Source organism: Corynebacterium falsenii (genome assembly GCF_020099275.1).
Classification (GTDB): domain Bacteria; phylum Actinomycetota; class Actinomycetes; order Mycobacteriales; family Mycobacteriaceae; genus Corynebacterium; species Corynebacterium falsenii.
The window spans coordinates 1,771,027-1,787,497 of sequence record NZ_CP083646.1 but is presented as its reverse complement, the minus strand read 5'-3'; the positions used below and the strand labels follow the sequence as shown (position 1 = coordinate 1,787,497).

Annotated in this window: 19 protein-coding genes; 18 read left to right on the top strand and 1 reads right to left on the bottom strand. The window is 61.6% G+C overall.

What is annotated here, in order from left to right:
- Positions 1 to 171: 171 nt before the first annotated feature.
- The 14 genes from LA343_RS07855 to LA343_RS07790 all read left to right on the top strand — a co-directional run bounded on the left by LA343_RS07855 (position 172) and on the right by LA343_RS07790 (position 12,916).
- On the top strand, positions 172 to 771 hold the full coding sequence (locus LA343_RS07855) for a copper resistance CopC family protein (protein WP_025402789.1): 600 nt from the start codon (positions 172 to 174) through the stop codon (positions 769 to 771).
- A 23-nt stretch (positions 772 to 794) separates the two neighbouring features.
- Entirely contained in the window at positions 795 to 1,103 is a 309-nt protein-coding gene (locus LA343_RS07850) for a hypothetical protein (protein ID WP_052337551.1), read from the top strand.
- Positions 1,104 to 1,216: 113 nt separating this feature from the next.
- Positions 1,217 to 1,879, top strand: a complete 663-nt coding sequence (locus LA343_RS07845; protein WP_025402787.1) for a copper chaperone PCu(A)C — start codon at positions 1,217 to 1,219, stop codon at positions 1,877 to 1,879.
- Between the two features lie 3 nt (positions 1,880 to 1,882).
- The gene (locus LA343_RS07840) at positions 1,883 to 3,091 is read left to right on the top strand and encodes a Dyp-type peroxidase (RefSeq protein ID WP_025402786.1); all 1,209 of its coding nucleotides are present in this window, start codon (positions 1,883 to 1,885) and stop codon (positions 3,089 to 3,091) included.
- 146 nt (positions 3,092 to 3,237) lie between these two features.
- On the top strand, positions 3,238 to 5,232 hold the full coding sequence (thrS, locus tag LA343_RS07835) for a threonine--tRNA ligase (protein ID WP_025402785.1): 1,995 nt from the start codon (positions 3,238 to 3,240) through the stop codon (positions 5,230 to 5,232).
- A 128-nt stretch (positions 5,233 to 5,360) separates the two neighbouring features.
- Entirely contained in the window at positions 5,361 to 5,924 is a 564-nt protein-coding gene (locus LA343_RS07830; RefSeq protein ID WP_039911401.1) for an HIT family protein, read from the top strand.
- 73 nt (positions 5,925 to 5,997) lie between these two features.
- The gene (pgsA, locus tag LA343_RS07825; protein ID WP_025402783.1) at positions 5,998 to 6,669 is read left to right on the top strand and encodes a phosphatidylinositol phosphate synthase; all 672 of its coding nucleotides are present in this window, start codon (positions 5,998 to 6,000) and stop codon (positions 6,667 to 6,669) included.
- 36 nt (positions 6,670 to 6,705) lie between these two features.
- Positions 6,706 to 7,710 carry a phosphatidylinositol mannoside acyltransferase gene (locus tag LA343_RS07820; RefSeq protein ID WP_025402782.1) on the top strand — a complete coding sequence of 335 codons (1,005 nt, stop codon included), beginning with the start codon at positions 6,706 to 6,708 and terminating at the stop codon, positions 7,708 to 7,710.
- Between the two features lie 17 nt (positions 7,711 to 7,727).
- Entirely contained in the window at positions 7,728 to 8,882 is a 1,155-nt protein-coding gene (locus LA343_RS07815) for a glycosyltransferase family 4 protein (RefSeq protein ID WP_025402781.1), read from the top strand.
- The gene (locus tag LA343_RS07810; RefSeq protein WP_025402780.1) at positions 8,879 to 9,358 is read left to right on the top strand and encodes a hypothetical protein; all 480 of its coding nucleotides are present in this window, start codon (positions 8,879 to 8,881) and stop codon (positions 9,356 to 9,358) included. The genes LA343_RS07815 and LA343_RS07810 overlap by 4 nt, the downstream gene beginning before the upstream one ends.
- 132 nt (positions 9,359 to 9,490) lie before the next feature.
- On the top strand, positions 9,491 to 10,393 hold the full coding sequence (gene pdxS / locus LA343_RS07805; RefSeq protein WP_025402779.1) for a pyridoxal 5'-phosphate synthase lyase subunit PdxS: 903 nt from the start codon (positions 9,491 to 9,493) through the stop codon (positions 10,391 to 10,393).
- Between the two features lie 141 nt (positions 10,394 to 10,534).
- On the top strand, positions 10,535 to 11,428 hold the full coding sequence (locus LA343_RS07800; protein WP_025402778.1) for an acyl-CoA thioesterase: 894 nt from the start codon (positions 10,535 to 10,537) through the stop codon (positions 11,426 to 11,428).
- 77 nt (positions 11,429 to 11,505) lie between these two features.
- A complete protein-coding gene (gene pdxT / locus LA343_RS07795; RefSeq protein WP_025402777.1) occupies positions 11,506 to 12,114 on the top strand; it encodes a pyridoxal 5'-phosphate synthase glutaminase subunit PdxT in 609 nt (202 codons plus the stop codon).
- Positions 12,115 to 12,163: 49 nt separating this feature from the next.
- The gene (locus tag LA343_RS07790; RefSeq protein WP_025402776.1) at positions 12,164 to 12,916 is read left to right on the top strand and encodes a YebC/PmpR family DNA-binding transcriptional regulator; all 753 of its coding nucleotides are present in this window, start codon (positions 12,164 to 12,166) and stop codon (positions 12,914 to 12,916) included.
- A gap of 83 nt (positions 12,917 to 12,999) precedes the next feature.
- On the opposite strand, the gene LA343_RS07785 is transcribed toward LA343_RS07790, so the two are convergent.
- On the bottom strand, positions 13,000 to 13,464 hold the full coding sequence (locus LA343_RS07785) for a DUF3817 domain-containing protein (protein WP_025402775.1): 465 nt from the start codon (positions 13,462 to 13,464) through the stop codon (positions 13,000 to 13,002).
- 90 nt (positions 13,465 to 13,554) lie between these two features.
- Between LA343_RS07785 and ruvC the strand changes: the two genes are divergently transcribed.
- The 4 genes from ruvC (at position 13,555) to yajC (ending at position 16,385) form a co-directional block, all read left to right on the top strand.
- Positions 13,555 to 14,121, top strand: coding sequence for a crossover junction endodeoxyribonuclease RuvC (ruvC, locus tag LA343_RS07780; protein WP_081737317.1), 567 nt, complete (start codon positions 13,555 to 13,557; stop codon positions 14,119 to 14,121).
- Positions 14,118 to 14,747 carry a Holliday junction branch migration protein RuvA gene (ruvA, locus tag LA343_RS07775; protein WP_025402773.1) on the top strand — a complete coding sequence of 210 codons (630 nt, stop codon included), beginning with the start codon at positions 14,118 to 14,120 and terminating at the stop codon, positions 14,745 to 14,747. The genes ruvC and ruvA overlap by 4 nt, the downstream gene beginning before the upstream one ends.
- 128 nt (positions 14,748 to 14,875) lie before the next feature.
- A complete protein-coding gene (gene ruvB, locus LA343_RS07770) occupies positions 14,876 to 15,934 on the top strand; it encodes a Holliday junction branch migration DNA helicase RuvB (protein ID WP_025402772.1) in 1,059 nt (352 codons plus the stop codon).
- Positions 15,935 to 15,998: 64 nt separating this feature from the next.
- Positions 15,999 to 16,385, top strand: a complete 387-nt coding sequence (gene yajC / locus LA343_RS07765) for a preprotein translocase subunit YajC (protein ID WP_025402771.1) — start codon at positions 15,999 to 16,001, stop codon at positions 16,383 to 16,385.
- The last annotated feature ends 86 nt before the right edge of the window (positions 16,386 to 16,471 follow it).

The following is a 16,471-nucleotide window of genomic DNA, read 5'->3' as shown; positions in this document are numbered from 1 at the left end:
ATCTGGCCTCGGTCTCGCCGTGTCGCAGTTTGTCACAACGACGTCGGGCTGTGACTGATGTCACACAGTGGGCTGGGAACTATTCAGCTCCCCGCTACGACTACTCCTACAGTGCCGGAGCCCTACGCGCCGGCACTGAGGTCAACTCTGATCGAAAGGTTGAATGTATCCATGCGTTTCCTTGGGAACTCTTTGACGAACTCGTCTCGACGCCACGCTGCGGCCATCCTGTCCGCAGCAGCCTTTGCGGGCGCAAGTTCGATCGGCTTCGCGGCGCCAGCCCTCGCACACGATGCGGTTCTCAGTTCCCAGCCGGAGCAGAATGAGACCATCAAGCAACTGCCCCACGAGATCATCTTGAACTTCTCTGGTGAACCCCAGCAAGGCTTCAACACGATTTCCGTGAGCCGGGATGGAAACGTCTTGTTCCGCGGTGAGCCCCGCGCAAAGGGTCAAGAACTGATCCTCGACGTGCCGGACAATGTTCGCAGCGAGCCTGGTGAGTACACCGTGGGCTACCAAATCACCAGTTCGGACGGACACGCTACTCGCGGCGGATACCAATTCACGGTCGATAACCCTGATAGCTCGGCTGCCGCCAAGGGGTCTGACGACGCCAAGGCAGACACCACCGCTACCTCCACAGAGGGGGAGCAGGGGGAGTCAAACTCGAGTGTCCCTTCGTGGCTTTTGCCCGTGGGCGGTATCGTCGTAATTGCAGGTGCGCTAGTGCTCGCTATTAAGCGCTATCGCGATATCAAGAAAGACTGACTCGTTCTAGAGGAGACTCCGTGATGAAGTTTCGTACCGCAACCTCCGCAGCGCTGGCGCTGACCGCTGTGCTCGCACTGTCTGCATGCTCCCCTCCCGGCCAGAAGCCGACCGACGAGCGTGTTAACACGGCAACGACCGGCCCCGCAGAGCCGGATATCTTCACCACGGACAAGGCCTTCGCTGGTCAGGCAACCGCCACCACAACGGAGACCACCGATGCCAACGGCATGGTCGTTGGTACCGAACAAAACAGCACGGGTGCCACCGCTGGCGTCATGCCCACGGAAACCACCGGTGCAGCTGCTACGTCCACAGCAACCGGCAACTAGAGGCGTTCTTCACCTCACGCGCCCTAGTGCCTATAACTAGGGCGGGATCACTCTCCTTGCAGGTGTGCTCGGACTCGTAGCGGATGAACCTACTACAGAAGGAAACAATCGTTATGCGTACTCGTACAACTGCTCGTCGTCCCCTTGCTATTGCAGCGCTAGGACTCAGCGCCGGCCTCGTGCTGGCGGGCTGCTCCGATTCGAGCGATGACAAGGCTTCCGACGCTTCCTCGGCAGCAAGCTCCGCTGTCGAAAGCGCCAGCGAAAAGGTTTCGGATGACACCAAGACCGAAGGCGCACTCAAGCTTGAGGACGGTTACGTCACCGCCAAGAGCACCGAGAAGAAGATGACGTCGGTCATGGGCACCCTCAAGAACGACACCGACAAGGAGATTCACATCGTCTCCGTCAGCGGCAACATCAAGGGGGCTCGCTACGAGATCCACCAGACCGTCGACGGTGTGATGAAGGTCAAGGAAGACGGCCTGATGATCCCGGCTAAGGGCGAAGTCACCCTGAAGCCCGGCGGCGATCACATCATGATCATGGATGTGCCGCAAGAGCTCGCCGCAGGCGATACCGTCAACCTTGTTCTCAAGGATGCCGATGGCAAGGAGTACCCGCTGAACGACATCCCGGTTCGCGTTCAGCAGTCCAGCCACGAGCACTACGATGGCAAGGACAACGGCAACGGCGCCGGCATGTCCGAGGGCAACCACGAGAACATGCAGCACGGCGAGGGCCATGAAGGCCACGAGGGCCACGAGGGCCAGTAAAAAATGCGTGAGAGCGGAAAAGCAGACGGTCGCTCTCCGATGACGCTCTCCCGCCGAGGCTTCTTCGCAGGCCTCGGCGCGGCGGGAGCCGCTTCTGTCTTCACGGCAGCTACCGCATCGGGAACCGCGACTGCAACGGAACAAGACAACGCAGATGTAGCGGCGTTGAAAAAAACAATAGACTTCGACGGACCCCACCAAGCCGGCATTCGAACGGCACCACAAAGCCATGCGCTGCTCATTGCCTACGACTTCAAAGACGGCGAAGAAAACAAGCAGAACATGGAGCGCCTCATGCGCATCTGGACCAAAGACGCACGGTCCATGACGCAGGGCGAACCAGCGCTGGCGGATCTCGAAGGTGAGCTGTCCAAGATACCAGACAACCTCACGATCACCGTGGGATGGGGCCCCACCCTCATCGACAAGCTCAAGCTGAGCTCCAAGGTTCCCGCGTGGGTAAGCGAGCACCGCGACGGGTTGCCCGCGTTCAAGGGCGATAAGCTCGACGACGCCTGGGGACAAGCAGACCTCTGCCTGCAAATTTGCGGTAACGACCTTACTGCGGTGAACCACGCAGCTCGCGTGCTCACCCGCGGCGGACAGGACTACGTCACACCCGTGTGGTCCCAACGTGGCTTCCTTGATGCCGTGCCCGGCCAAACCCCACGCAATCTCCTCGGGTTCAAAGACGGCACCGCCGTTCCCCGCACCGACGATCAGTACAACGAAGAGATCTGGGACGACCAGGGCGGCAGCGCGATGGTCGTGCGCCGCATCGTCTACGACATGCCCGCGTGGGAAGCCCTCGATCGTCAAGGACGAGAAACAGTGTTCGGCCGCAAGGCGGATACGGGCGCGCCGCTGTCTGGCAAGGGCGAGTTCGACAAGGTCGATCTCAATAAGACCGACGACACCGGCATTCCACTCATTGACAAGAACAGTCACGTGGGCATCGCCGCCGGCGAAGGCACACGGCTGCGCCGTCGCGCGTACAACTTCGATGACGCCGTGACGCCCAAGGCCGAGTCTGGCCTGATCTTCATCTGCTTCCAGAAGGATCCTTCGACCGCGTTTACGCCGCTGCAGAAGCGCTTGGCAGCCAGCGACCGACTCAATCGGTGGATCACCCACGTGGGCTCGGCCGTGTTCTGGAACCCGCCGGGTACACAACAGGGGTCCTACTGGGGACAGAAGCTGCTCGAGGGGTAAACTCTGGACAGTTACGACTGTCACCAGGTATGTGACCGTCACTGAAGACGTCCAAAAGGAGTACGGAAGCTGTGAACAGCCCCGATATTGATGCCCACGCCCCTGTGTCCTTCATCGTTCCGGCAGGGGAGACTGCCGGAACGGCGATGCGTCCGCTGGAACTGCCCAACAAGGGACCCCAAGCGATCGTCGCCGTGAAGGATGCCACCGGACAACTGCGAGACCTGGCATGGTCTCCAGAGACCGATACCGAGGTCACGGCTGTAGCTTCCGACACCGAGGATGGCCGCTCGGTCATCCGCCACTCTTGCGCGCACGTCCTTGCCCAGGCCGTGCAGAAGGAGTTCCCCGGCACCAAGCTGGGTATCGGTCCGGCCATTGACAACGGCTTCTACTACGACTTTGACGTCGCAGAGCCGTTCACGCCCGAGGATCTTTCCAAGATCGAAAAGACGATGAAGAAGATCATCAAGTCTGGGCAGAAATTCACCCGCAAGGCTTACAGCAATGTCGACGAAGCCCGGGCTGAATACGTCAACGAGCCGTACAAGACCGAGCTCATCGATGACAAGGGCAACGTCGACCCCGACTCCGATGAGGCCACCGAGGTGGGATCGGGAGAACTCACGGCGTACTCCAACGTCAACCCGCGCACCGGGGACGTCGAGTGGTACGACCTCTGCCGCGGACCCCACGTGCCCACGACCCGCTACATTCCCGCCTTCGCTCTCACGCGTTCGTCGGCGGCATACTGGCGCGGCGATCAGTCCAATGCCGGACTGCAGCGCATCTACGGCACCGCCTGGGAATCCAAGGAGGCCCTGGACGCCTACAAGACGATGCTCGAGGAAGCCGAGAAGCGTGATCACCGCAGGCTCGGTCAGGAGCTGGACCTGTTCAGCTTCCCGGATGAGATCGGCTCCGGGTTCCCGGTGTTCCACCCGGACGGTGGCATCGTGCGCCTCGAGATGGAGGAGCACTCCCGCCGCCGTCACATCGCCTCTGGCTACTCCTTCGTGAACACGCCGCACATCACCAAGGGCGATCTGTTCCAGAAGTCCGGTCACCTGGACTTCTACGCCGGCGGCATGTTCCCGCCCATGCAGCTCGACGGTGAAGTCGACGAGCAGGGCAATGTGACGAAGCAGCCGCAGGACTACTACGCCAAGCCAATGAACTGCCCGATGCACAACCTGATCTTCGCATCGCGCGGCCGTTCCTACCGCGAGCTGCCACTGCGCCTGTTCGAGTTCGGAACCGTGTACCGCTACGAAAAGTCCGGCGTGATCCACGGTTTGACCCGCGCCCGTGGCTTCACCCAGGACGACGCCCACATCTACTGCACCGAGGACCAGCTGGAGAAGGAGCTGACCACGGTGCTGGAGTTCATCATCTCCCTGCTGCGCGACTACGGTCTGGATGATTTCTACCTGGAGCTGTCCACGAAGGACCCGAACAAGTTCGTGGGATCGGACGAGATCTGGGAGCGTTCTACCGAGATTCTGCAGCGCGTCGCCACGCAATCTGGCCTGGACCTGGTCCCGGACCCGGCTGGTGCAGCGTTCTATGGTCCGAAGATCTCCGTGCAGGCCCGAGACGCCATCGGCCGCACCTGGCAGATGTCCACGGTGCAGCTGGACTTCAACCTGCCCGAGCGCTTCAACTTGGAATACACGGCACCCGATGGCACGAAGAAGCGCCCGATCATGATTCACCGAGCGCTCTTCGGTTCGATTGAGCGGTTCTTTGCTGTGCTGCTGGAGCACTACGCCGGCGCCTTCCCCGCATGGCTGGCACCGCACCAGGTGGTGGGCATCCCCGTGGCGGACGAGTTCAACGAGTACCTCGAGCGCTTCGCTGATGACCTTCGCGCCCGGGGTATCCGCGCGGAGGTGGATACCTCCGACGACCGCATGCAGAAGAAGATCCGTACCCACACCACGTCCAAGGTGCCCTTCATGATCTTGGTCGGTGGCCGCGACGTGGAAGCGGGTGCAGTGAGCTTCCGCTTCCTCGACGGCAGCCAGATCAACGGTGTGCCCCGCGAGAAGGCACTGACCATCATCTCTGATTGGATCAGCTCGCGGCGCAACGAGCAGCCCAGCAAGGAATTGCTCGAGCAGCTGGTACCCACCCAGTAGGCAAGCGCCAGCGCGGGCAGTTCACGAATGAGTGCCCGCCCTGCGCGGAGGTCAGAAAGGTTTGGAGCGAGGACATGGCTGAGGATAAGGCTGAGGATAAGGCCGAGAACGAGGACGAGGGTAAGAGCATGGGCAAGGACTATGTGGATACCGGCCTGGGCGACACACCTGACCTCAGCGATGGTCTGCTCCGCCTGTGGGCTCCGTACCGCTCCAACTACATCACGTCTTCGGAACGCTCGGAAGACCCGTTCGCTAGCTTGCCGGAGAAGTCCGACGAGGAGGCGTTGATCCTCGCTCGGGGAGAGCACGTCTACGCGGTGCTCAACCTGTTTCCCTACAATCCGGGCCACATGATGATTGTGCCCTTCCGCTCGGTCGCGGATTACACCGAGCTCACGCCTGAGGAAACGTGGGAGCTCGCCGAGTTCACCAAGATCGCTATGACCACTCTCCGGTCGGTATCGCGGCCCGATGCCATCAATATTGGTCTCAATCAGGGAAAGGCCGCAGGCGGTTCAGTGCCGAAGCATCTGCATCAACATATCGTGCCCCGGTGGGTTGGTGATGCTAATTTCATGACAGTGATGACGGGAACAAAAGTTCTTCCGCAGACTTTGCGCCAGACGTGGGAGTTGCTGTCCACGGCGTGGAAGCGCGTCGCGGAAGAACATCGCCAATCCGCCACGTAAGAATCCACGACAGTGGAAACTATGTGAAGGAGTTCAATGGTGAGTTGGCAGAACGAGGGAGAATGAGAGACGCATGCTGAGTGTGCACGGTAGGAAGCCCGCATCGGTGGTCATTGAACCGGTGGCACGCACCCTGCATAAGGCAGGAGTGAGCCCCAACGTCGTGACCGTGGCAGGCACCGCCATCGCCATCGTCTTCGCTCTGTGGCTCATCCCCACTGGCCACCATTTTACCGCCGCGGTGCTCATTGGCCTAACAGTGGCAACGGACATGGTCGATGGCACCATGGCTCGAATGCGCGGGGGCGGCACCAAATTCGGCGCCACCTTGGATGCCACGTGTGACCGGCTGTCTGATGGCGCTGTCTTCGGAGCACTGGCTTTCTGGTGTGCCCTCCAGCAACCGCAGGAAATGGTGCTCATGGCGCTGAGCCTGGTCATTCTCGTGGCCAGCCAAGTCACCAGCTATGTCAAGGCGAGGGCGGAGGCGTCCGGGATTAAGGTCGTCGGTGGCCTCATTGAGCGACCGGAACGGTTGATCATCGGTCTCGTCGCTGTGGGGCTCCATGGTCTCGGTATCCCACATATCCTCGCTTGGGGACTGTGGATCCTCGCCGCCGGATCCGTCTACACGGTGATTGAACGCCTCGTTATCGTGGCCCGGTCGGAGGTGGGTACTGAACACATCGCGGCCCCGGAAGGCGCGCGTGAGTTCAGCCAACCCGAAGACGGTGCAGACCGTTAACCCTCAATAGCGCACAGCCCACAAGAAGAGAGTCGAATGTTCACAGCTTTCAAGGAACAACTTAGCGCCCTGGGATACAAGGCTGGCTGGAAGTTCACAGCCGCCTTGCCGGATCCCGTTGCGCGGCGGCTGTTCGACCTCATTGCGGATATTGCCTCCGACAAGGGGAAGGGCCCAGAGCAGCTACGCAAGAATCTTGCGCGCGTGGTTGGCCCGGAAAATGTCACCCGAGACCTCGTTCGCCGCTCCATGCGCAGCTACATGCGTTACTGGCGAGAAGCCTTCCGCCTGCCAAAGCTGGCCTCTCCGGAGTTCGCCGCCGGGATTGATAAGGACATCGTGCCCGGCGGAGAAGACCGCGTGCGTGCAGCGTACAACAAGGGCAAGGGCTTGATCCTTACCTTGCCGCACTCCGGCAACTGGGATATGGCCGGTATGTGGCTAGTGCAGAACTTCGCGCCGTTTACGACTGTGGCCGAGCGGTTGAAGCCCGAGAGTCTCTTCGAGGCATTCGTGGAGTATCGGGAATCGCTCGGCTTCGAAATCATTGCCCTCACCGGTTCCGAGGTACCACCTCTCGCTCGCATGGAGGAAGTACTCCGCGGAGGTGGAATCGTGTGCCTCATGGGAGAACGCGACATGAGCGGACACGGCGTGGATGTCGAGTTTTTCGGCGAGACCACTTCCTTGCCCGCCGGCCCAGCATTGCTTGCGCAACGCACGGGTGCTGCGCTCATTCCCGTCGGCATCAGCTTCCGAGGCGGTAGCTCTGATCCGGCTGGTGGCCCAGAGCACTGGCACTTCGACGTCGGTGACGTGCTTGACGCCGACCGTCCCCTGAGCGACATCGTCCAAGACATCGCCGATCACTTTGCCACGTTCATTGCTGATAACCCCGAAGACTGGCACATGCTGCAGCCCCTATGGCACGCGGACCTCTCCGAGCGGCGCCGCGCTCGCATGGCAGAAGTTCGGGCGGCTCACGGCGGACACGCTGAACATCAGCAGCACCCGCATCGTGAGCGAGGGGAGAAGCAGTGACACCAGCCCCATCGCGCCTGCGCATCGGCATGGTGTGCCCGTACTCTTTCGACGAACCGGGTGGCGTGCAGATCCACGCCATCGAATTGTGTGAGGAGCTCCGCCGACGCGGCCATCACGTCAGCCTCATCGGTCCGGGTAAACATGACGAGGATCTTCCGCCTTTCGTGGAACTCGGTGGGGCCAGCGTGCCGATCCGCTACAACGGTTCGGTCGCCCGCTTAAGCTTCGGGCCACGCACCTTGCGCCACATCCGGCGCTGGATCCGCAAGGGCAGCTTCGACGTGCTGCACATTCATGAGCCCAACTCGCCGTCGTACTCGATGATGAGTCTCACCCAGGTTCACGGCCCCGTGGTCGCCACCTATCACGCCTCTGCCAACGAATCGAAGCTGCTCAAGGTTGTGCTTCCCATCCTGCGGCCGCTGCTTGAGCGGATTCAGGGAGGCATCGCAGTTTCCGAGGAGGCGCGCCGTTGGCAGGTCGAAAACCTGGCGGGCGATCCGGTGCTCATTCCCAATGGTGTGGATACCGGTCAATACGTCCATGCCGAACCCATGGAGTGCTTGGATTCCACCCGCCCCCGGATGATGTTCCTCGGTCGGTTCGACGAGCCGCGCAAGGGGCTGCAGGTGCTGCTCGCCGCACTACCGGTCATCGCCCAATCCGTTCCTACGGTCGAGCTCATCGTGGCAGGCGGGGGAGAAGTAGAAGCCCTCGAGCAGCGCCTCGATAGCCTCGGCATCTCGCACACAACCGGCTGGGGTGAGTCCAGCGCAACGGTGCGGATCGTTGGCCGCATTAGTGATGAAGACAAGGCCCGGTGCCTCGCTGCCAGCGATATCTATGTAGCGCCGAATACCGGTGGCGAGAGCTTCGGCATCGTGCTCGTTGAGGGCATGGCCGCCGGCGCGGCCGTGCTCGCCAGCGATCTAGCGGCCTTCCGCGCCGTGGGCGCCAACGGGGAAGCAGCCATGCTCTTCCGCAACGAAGATTCGGATGACCTCGCCAGGAAAGCTTTGGAGCTACTCACCAATGATGCCGCCCGAGAGGATCTTGCCGGCCGGGGCCAGCAGCGTAGCCGAGAGTTCGACTGGTCCACCGTGACCGACAAGGTGGAACAGGTCTACGACGTGGTTACCCGCACGGGTCGAAAGGTGTGCCTGGGATGATCACCTTGCCTGTCTGGGTTGTCGCCCTCCTCATTCTCGCCGTTGTGTTGGTCGTTGCGGCCGTGTGGGCGTCTGCCTTCGCCTCTCGTCTCAACCGCCTGCACGTGCGCACAGACGCCGCCCGCATCAGCTTGGAAGGCGCACTGCGCGCTCGGTCCGCTGTGATCTCCACGCTGCAGCCAGAACTGTCCCAGCAGGTTGCGCACGTCAACCGCGTCGCTCTGCGCGCCACGGATATGGGTGCGCGCTCCGGCGCCGAAAACGAGCTCCTCAGCCAGCTCGATAGCGACATCTTTTCGCAAGCGGCGTTCGTCGATGCATCCACGCGGGTTGATCTTGCGGCCCGTTTTTACAACGACGCCGTTGCGGACACCCTTGCCGTGCGGGCACGGCCGGTCGCGCGCGTCCTCCACCTCGCAGGTCGAGCGCCTCTGCCGGAGTACTATGAGTCCATGCAAACGGGCGAGCTGGCCTAGCCGAGGCTGTAGAAGTTCATACGAGCTCATAGCAGCCCCAATAGCTGTTCCTGGCAGTAGACAGGTTAGACTAGTCCACGTCATAAACGATGAAGTGGTTTATACCCCTAGAAGACGGGAAGTTGAAGAAACGTGACGAGCGAAAACAACGCGTCTAACACCGGCACCGGTCGCGTCAAGCGCGGTTTGGCCGACATGCTTAAGGGCGGCGTGATCATGGACGTGGTCACCCCTGAGCAGGCGAAGATCGCCGAGGACGCAGGTGCTACCGCAGTGATGGCCTTGGAGCGCGTGCCAGCAGATATCCGTGCCCAGGGCGGCGTGTCGCGCATGTCCGATCCGGACATGATCGAGGGAATTATCAACGCCGTCTCCATCCCCGTTATGGCCAAGGCACGCATTGGTCACTTCGTGGAGGCTCAGGTGTTGCAGTCTTTGGGCGTCGATTTCATCGACGAGTCCGAGGTGCTGAGCCCTGCCGACTACAAGAACCACATCGACAAGTTCGGCTTCACCGTGCCGTTCGTCTGTGGGGCTACCAACCTGGGCGAGGCGCTGCGCCGAATCAACGAGGGCGCGGCCATGATCCGCTCCAAGGGAGAGGCCGGCACCGGTGACGTGTCCAACGCCGTCACCCACATGCGCACCATCCGCGCTGAGATCAACCGCCTGAGCTCCATGGCTGAGGACGAGCTGTACGTCGCGGCCAAGGAACTGCAGGCCCCGTTCGAGCTAGTCCGCGAGGTTGCGGCCAAGGGCAAGCTTCCGGTCGTGCTGTTCACCGCCGGTGGCATCGCCACCCCGGCCGATGCTGCGATGATGATGCAGCTCGGCGCCGAGGGCGTGTTCGTGGGCTCCGGCATCTTCAAGTCCGGCAACCCCGAGCAGCGCGCCCGCGCCATCGTTCAGGCAACGCAGCACTACGACGATCCGGAGACGATCGCCAACGTCTCCCGTGGTCTCGGCGAGGCCATGGTGGGCATCAACGTCGACGAGATCCCGCAGCCGCACCGCCTCGCTGAGCGCGGCTGGTAAGAAGTGAGCTGACAGAGCTGATGCGGTAGCCCTAGGCTGGTGAGAGTCCTCACCGGCCTAGGGCATACGTTTCTCGGGAAGCAATCGGTAAGCAATAAGGAACCAGTTAGGGACCTAGTAGGGACAGTAAGGAAGGTAACAATGGTGGAAGGCAACTCCGGCGCCAAGCTCAGGATCCTCGACGTCCTCGACCTCGAGCACATCGACCGCGACATCTTCCGCGGTCGCGAGATCCCCTCGCAGCTGGCCCGCACCTACGGCGGACAGGTCGCCGCGCAAACGCTGGTGGCCGCGACCAAGACGGTGGGCCCGGAGTTCATGGTGCACTCGCTTCATGGTTACTTCGTGGCGCCCGGCAACCCGGACATTCCCACGGTCTTCCTCGTCGATCGGGTCCGCGACGGCCGGTCCTTCGTCTCGCGATCCGTAAAAGCCGTGCAGAACGGCAAGGCGATCTTCGTGATGCAGGCTAGCTTCCACATCCGCGACGATGTCGGCCCCGAGCATTCCGACCTTATCCGCGAGGTGCCACCGCCCGAGGATGTCGCTCCTGCTGGTCGCGACGCCACCCCAGTCTTCCACGCCTTTGAAGAGGAATGGGCTGACTGGGACGTCCGCATCGTGCCGCCGGATCAGTACGAACACAACAAGTACACCGCATCCCAGCAGGTGGTGTGGTTCCGCACGAAGCATCGCCTGCCCGATGACGAAATGTTGCATGTCTGCACCCTGGCCTACATGTCGGACATGACGCTGCTGTCTTCCGCACTCGTGCCGCATCGGGATCAGAAGGTGCAGGAGGCCAGCCTGGACCACGCAATGTGGTTTTTGCGCCCCTTCCGCGCTGACGAATGGTTGCTCTACGACCAGATTTCACCGTCGGCCCACGCAGGGCGCTCGCTGACCCACGGCAGAATCTTCAACCAGAGCGGCGACCTCGTTGCGGTTGTCACCCAAGAGGGGTTGACCCGCACCCTGCGCGATGGGGCGCAAAACATCCCGCTGAAGGACCGGCAGCTCGGGCAGAAGAAGTAAGTAGAACTAGGCAGCACTAGACAGCACTAGACAGCACTAGACAGAAGTAGACGGAAGAAAGCGGCAGAAAAGCAGACATGGCTGACACTCAACAGTCCACCCAGCCCCTCGTCATCGGTGTGATGGCCGTGCAGGGCGGGTTCGCGGAGCACTGCGCCACCATCGAACGGCTCGGGCACGAGGCCCGGGTGGTGCGCCGCCCGCAACACCTTGAGGGCCTCGACGGCCTCATCCTCCCCGGCGGCGAATCCACCACCATGTCCAAGCTCCTGGAAATCGGCGGAATGCTCGATCCGCTGCGCGAGGCCATCTCCGGTGGGCTGCCCACATTTGGAACGTGCGCGGGGCTCATTATGCTGGCCACGGAGGTGCTGGACACCCGCCCGGACGCGAAAAGCTTGGCGGTCCTTGACGTTGCGGTGCGCAGGAACGCGTTTGGGCGTCAAGTAGATTCTTTCGAAACGACCCTGCCATTCGGCGACATCGACACGCCCGTCGATGCGGTGTTCATCCGCGCGCCGCGGGTCGAGAGGGTCGGCGATGGGGTAGAGGTCGTCTCCCAATTGCCCGATGACACGATCGTGGCGGTGCGGCAAGGCCACGTGCTCGGCTGCAGCTTCCACCCGGAGCTCACCGAGGACGATCGCGTGCACGAATATTTTCTGCGCATGATAGACAACCGCTAAACTAGACACTTATTAACGACGAATAGAACTCCAACCACGAAAGAGGACTATGTCCGGCCACTCTAAATGGGCAACTACCAAGCACAAGAAGGCTGCCAACGATGCCAAGCGCGGCAAGGAATTCGCCAAGCTTGTGAAGAACATCGAGGTCGCAGCCCGCACCGGTGGTGGTGACCCCACCGCGAACCCCACGCTGCAGGATGCGATCACCAAGGCCAAGAAGTCGTCCGTTCCCAACGACAACATCGAGCGCGCCCGCAAGCGTGGCTCCGGCGAAGAAGCCGGCGGTGCTGACTGGGAAACCATCATGTACGAAGGCTACGGTGCCGGTGGCGTGGCCATGCTCATCGAGTGCCTGACTGATAACCGCAATCGCGCTGCAACCGACGTGCGTACCGCGATGAACAAGAACGGCGGCAACATGGCGGATGCCGGTTCCGTGGCGTACATGTTCACCCGCAAGGGCGTGGCCATCGTGGACAAGGGCGACCTCACCGAGGACGACCTGCTCATGGCAGTGCTCGACGCGGGTGCGGAGGAAGTCAACGACCTTGGTGAGAAGTTCGAAGTCGTGTGCGGTTCTTCCGATATGAACGCGGTGCGCGATGCACTCAAGGAAGCCGAAATCGACTACGACTCGATCGAGCCCGATTTCCGTGCCTCCATGGAGGTGCCGGCGGACGTGACCACCGCCAAGAAGGTGTTTAACCTCATTGACGCACTGGAGGAATCCGACGACGTGCAGAACGTCTTCACCAACATGGATGTCTCCGACGAGGTCATGGCGCAGCTGGATAGCTAGATTCGTCGCAAAGAATCAAAAGGAAGGCCCTCAGCCACGGTGATCGTAGCTGAGGGCCTTGATGTCGTTCTATCTAGCTGTGTCTAGTTCTTGAACCATTCCACGGGGTTGCCGAGGGACAGCAAGATGAGGAAGACAACGGTCACGCCGACGATGACAATGATGGCTGCGAGGACCGGGCGGTTGACGATGAGGGAAAGTACACGCTCTGGGAAAGTCTTAGGAGTCTCGGCTGCCGGGCCATAGAATCGCCACGGTCCACGCAATAGGCCGGTTGCCTCGGTGGACTTTTCGAATGGCAACGTGGCAAAGGGAATGATGGAGCTGAGCAGCCCGAGCACGCCCCGACCCGCAGGCCACTTGTTATTGACCCAGAGCATGACCGTGATCACGCAGAAGCACAGGAACGTGAAGCCGTGAATACCGCCCGCAATGCGGGTCGCCACATCGGTGACATTGGTGTATTTGAGGACCATCGAACCGATCAGCAGGGCCCAGGTGATCATCTCAGCGAGCGCGATGCGGGAATACAGGGTGCGGGGAGTCATAGGGACAAAGGTATATCACCGCAGGGAATCTGGCCTAGTTGGGGTTTCACGCTGAGCACCTTGGAACATGTGTGCTAAATTGTCACTACTATGACGCACCGGGAACAACGAGACTGCAGTGACCAGCGGACTACCGGGCCTCGATCATTGGAGGGGCTGCGGGTGATGGGAATCGACCCCGGCCTAACCCGATGCGGCCTGTCCGTGGTTCAGGCCGGTCGAGGGCGATCCGTGATCCCCGTGGCGGTGGGGGTGGCCCGCACCCCAGCGGACGAAGACTTGCCCAAGCGGTTGCTGCGACTATCCAATGCCGTTGAGGAATGGATGGATGACTATCAGCCGCAGGTTGTTGCTCTGGAGCGCGTTTTCGAACGATCCAATGTGTCAACCGTCATGAACACGGCTCACGCATCCGGTGTGCTCATGCTGGCCGCGGCCCGCCGAGGCATCGACGTGCACATGTACACCCCGAGTGAAGTCAAGAAGTCCATTAGCGGGAATGGTCGCGCAGATAAGCCACAGATGACGAAGATGATCACCAGGATCCTGGGATTGTCTGAGGCACCCAAGCCCGCAGACGCAGCCGACGCACTCGCCCTAGCCGTGTGTCACTGCTGGAGGGCACCGATGAACCAACTTGTGAAAGGACAACGATGATTAGCTCGCTGCGAGGCACAGTCATTGATAAAGGCCCCGACTACGTTGACATTGAATGCGCCGGCGTGGGGTACCACTGCCTGGGCACCGCCGAGACCATCGCCGGGCTGCCCCGTGGCGAGGAAGCATTTGTCTACACCACACTTGTTGTGCGAGAAGACTCCCATACTCTGTATGCGTTTGCGCGCCCCGAGGAGCGCTCCACATTCGCCGTGCTGCAGACAGTGTCCGGGGTGGGTGCCCGCGTGGCTTTGGCGATCATGTCTGTGCTCACCCCCGAGGCGCTCTACGCTGCGGTGAGCTCCGGTGACTCCAAAGCCCTGCAGAAGGCACCCGGTGTGGGCAAGCGCTTGGCCGAGCGCATGGCCGTGGATCTCAAGGGAAAGGTGCCCGAGGTTCCGACCGGTTCGACGGGAAACGAGCCCGAGGCGGGAGCCGCTCAACTACAGCTGCCGAATACTGATGTGCAAGACCAAGTCGCGGAAGCGCTCATGGGGCTCGGCTTTCCAGAGACCAAGGCCACCCGTGCGGTGCAGGCGGTACTACAGCAGTGGCCGGAGAACCGCGCCGCAGAATCGTCATCGTTGCTGCGGGCGACCCTCAACTATCTCGGGGGGCAACGGTAACAACTCGCGACAGTCGCCCCGGCAAACGGCATAGTGAAAGGTCAGCCGATAGAGTGTCGCTAGAGTGACAGTAGCCATAACGGTAGTAACACCCCAGTCCACGAGGAAGGATCAAGGCAGAAAACACCATGTCCGATGTTGAGCGCACAGAGTTCGAGATCCCGCAGAGCCCTGCGGTCAATGCGGATCTGAGCTCCACCCCGCTGCCGGGGGATCAGGACGTTGAGACGTCACTGCGACCAAAGTCGCTGACGGAGTTCATCGGTCAGCCCAAGGTGCGCCAGCAACTCGATTTGGTGCTGGGTGGTGCGCGTTCTCGTGGCGTCGCCCCCGACCATGTGCTGCTCGCCGGGCCTCCCGGTTTGGGCAAGACGACGATGGCAATGATCATCGCACAAGAACTGGGCACGTCGTTGCGCATGACGTCCGGCCCGGCGCTGGAGCGCGCGGGCGACCTCGCCGCGATGCTCTCCAACCTCATGGAAGGGGAGGTGCTGTTCATCGACGAGATCCACCGCATGGCTCGGCCTGCGGAGGAGATGCTGTACATGGCGATGGAGGACTTCCGCATCGACGTGATTGTGGGCAAGGGGCCGGGCGCCACCTCCATCCCGATCGACATTGCACCGTTCACTCTGGTGGGCGCTACGACGCGCGCTGGCATGCTCACCGGACCGCTGCGCGACCGATTCGGCTTTACCGCGCAGATGGAGTTCTACGACGTTGAGGACCTCACAAAAGTGGTCACCCGCGCGGCGGGAATTCTGTCCGTCGATATCACCCACGACGCAGCAGTGGAGGTCGCCTCTCGGTCGCGCGGCACACCCCGCATCGCCAACCGGCTGCTGCGGCGCGTGCGCGACTTCGCAGACGTTAATGCTGATGGTCGCATTACGCTCGATGTAGCGCGGGCTGCACTCGTGGTGTTCGACGTCGACGAGGCCGGACTGGACCGGCTCGACCGCGCCGTCCTGGGAGCGCTGGTTAAGGGACATGGGGGAGGGCCGGTAGGTGTGAACACCCTCGCCCTCGCGGTCGGTGAGGAGCCGTCCACGGTCGAGGAAGTCTGCGAGCCGTACCTGGTGCGTGCCGGGATGATCTCGCGGACACCGCGTGGACGGGTGGCCACGGCAGCGGCGTGGCGGCATCTCGGTCTGGAACCACCCGAGGGGACGATCGGAAACTGAGTCGTCGTCTGCGGTCTAGCACCCGCTTCGGGCCGGCGAGAGAAACTATGGCACACTGAACAATATGGAAATTATCTTTGTTCTCCTGATCATCCTTGTGTTCGTTGGTCTGCCGCTGTTCCAGATGCGTAAGCAGAACCAGCGGATGCGCCAACTGCGCGAGTTCCAGGACTCCGTCCAACCTGGCATGGTCGTGAAGACCACCTCCGGTGTGCACGGCCGCGTAGCCAACGTGGGCGAGACTACCGTGGATCTGGAAGTTGCCCGAGGCATCGTCACCACCTGGGACAAGGCTGCGATCTTCGAAACCGTCGATGCGGTAGACGCTGGCTCTGCCCAGGCTGAGACCCTCCAGCGTGGACAGAACGAAAGCGCTGCAGATCAGTCCGCGCCGAAGAATCCCTTCGACGACGAGCACCCCTTCAACGAGGGCGAAACCAAGTCTCAGTAGTGGGGCATGATCGTCGGTACCACACACTCGTGGTCCGGCGGTCTTTTCTTATGCCTTTCTTTTCAGTTTCCACCCCACCCGCTACG

Bases quoted from the DNA above. Each gene is read 5' to 3' on its own strand.
- LA343_RS07855 (WP_025402789.1), top strand. From the start codon at position 172: ATGCGTTTCCTTGGGAACTCTTTGACGAACTCGTCTCGACGCCACGCT.
- LA343_RS07850 (WP_052337551.1), top strand. From the start codon at position 795: ATGAAGTTTCGTACCGCAACCTCCGCAGCGCTGGCGCTGACCGCTGTG.
- LA343_RS07845 (WP_025402787.1), top strand. From the start codon at position 1,217: ATGCGTACTCGTACAACTGCTCGTCGTCCCCTTGCTATTGCAGCGCTA.
- LA343_RS07840 (WP_025402786.1), top strand. From the start codon at position 1,883: ATGCGTGAGAGCGGAAAAGCAGACGGTCGCTCTCCGATGACGCTCTCC.
- thrS (WP_025402785.1), top strand. From the start codon at position 3,238: ATGCGTCCGCTGGAACTGCCCAACAAGGGACCCCAAGCGATCGTCGCC.
- LA343_RS07830 (WP_039911401.1), top strand. From the start codon at position 5,361: ATGGGCAAGGACTATGTGGATACCGGCCTGGGCGACACACCTGACCTC.
- pgsA (WP_025402783.1), top strand. From the start codon at position 5,998: ATGCTGAGTGTGCACGGTAGGAAGCCCGCATCGGTGGTCATTGAACCG.
- LA343_RS07820 (WP_025402782.1), top strand. From the start codon at position 6,706: ATGTTCACAGCTTTCAAGGAACAACTTAGCGCCCTGGGATACAAGGCT.
- LA343_RS07810 (WP_025402780.1), top strand. From the start codon at position 8,879: ATGATCACCTTGCCTGTCTGGGTTGTCGCCCTCCTCATTCTCGCCGTT.
- LA343_RS07800 (WP_025402778.1), top strand. From the start codon at position 10,535: ATGGTGGAAGGCAACTCCGGCGCCAAGCTCAGGATCCTCGACGTCCTC.
- pdxT (WP_025402777.1), top strand. From the start codon at position 11,506: ATGGCTGACACTCAACAGTCCACCCAGCCCCTCGTCATCGGTGTGATG.
- LA343_RS07790 (WP_025402776.1), top strand. From the start codon at position 12,164: ATGTCCGGCCACTCTAAATGGGCAACTACCAAGCACAAGAAGGCTGCC.
- LA343_RS07785 (WP_025402775.1), bottom strand. From the start codon at position 13,464: ATGACTCCCCGCACCCTGTATTCCCGCATCGCGCTCGCTGAGATGATC.
- ruvC (WP_081737317.1), top strand. From the start codon at position 13,555: ATGACGCACCGGGAACAACGAGACTGCAGTGACCAGCGGACTACCGGG.
- ruvA (WP_025402773.1), top strand. From the start codon at position 14,118: ATGATTAGCTCGCTGCGAGGCACAGTCATTGATAAAGGCCCCGACTAC.
- ruvB (WP_025402772.1), top strand. From the start codon at position 14,876: ATGTCCGATGTTGAGCGCACAGAGTTCGAGATCCCGCAGAGCCCTGCG.
- yajC (WP_025402771.1), top strand. From the start codon at position 15,999: ATGGAAATTATCTTTGTTCTCCTGATCATCCTTGTGTTCGTTGGTCTG.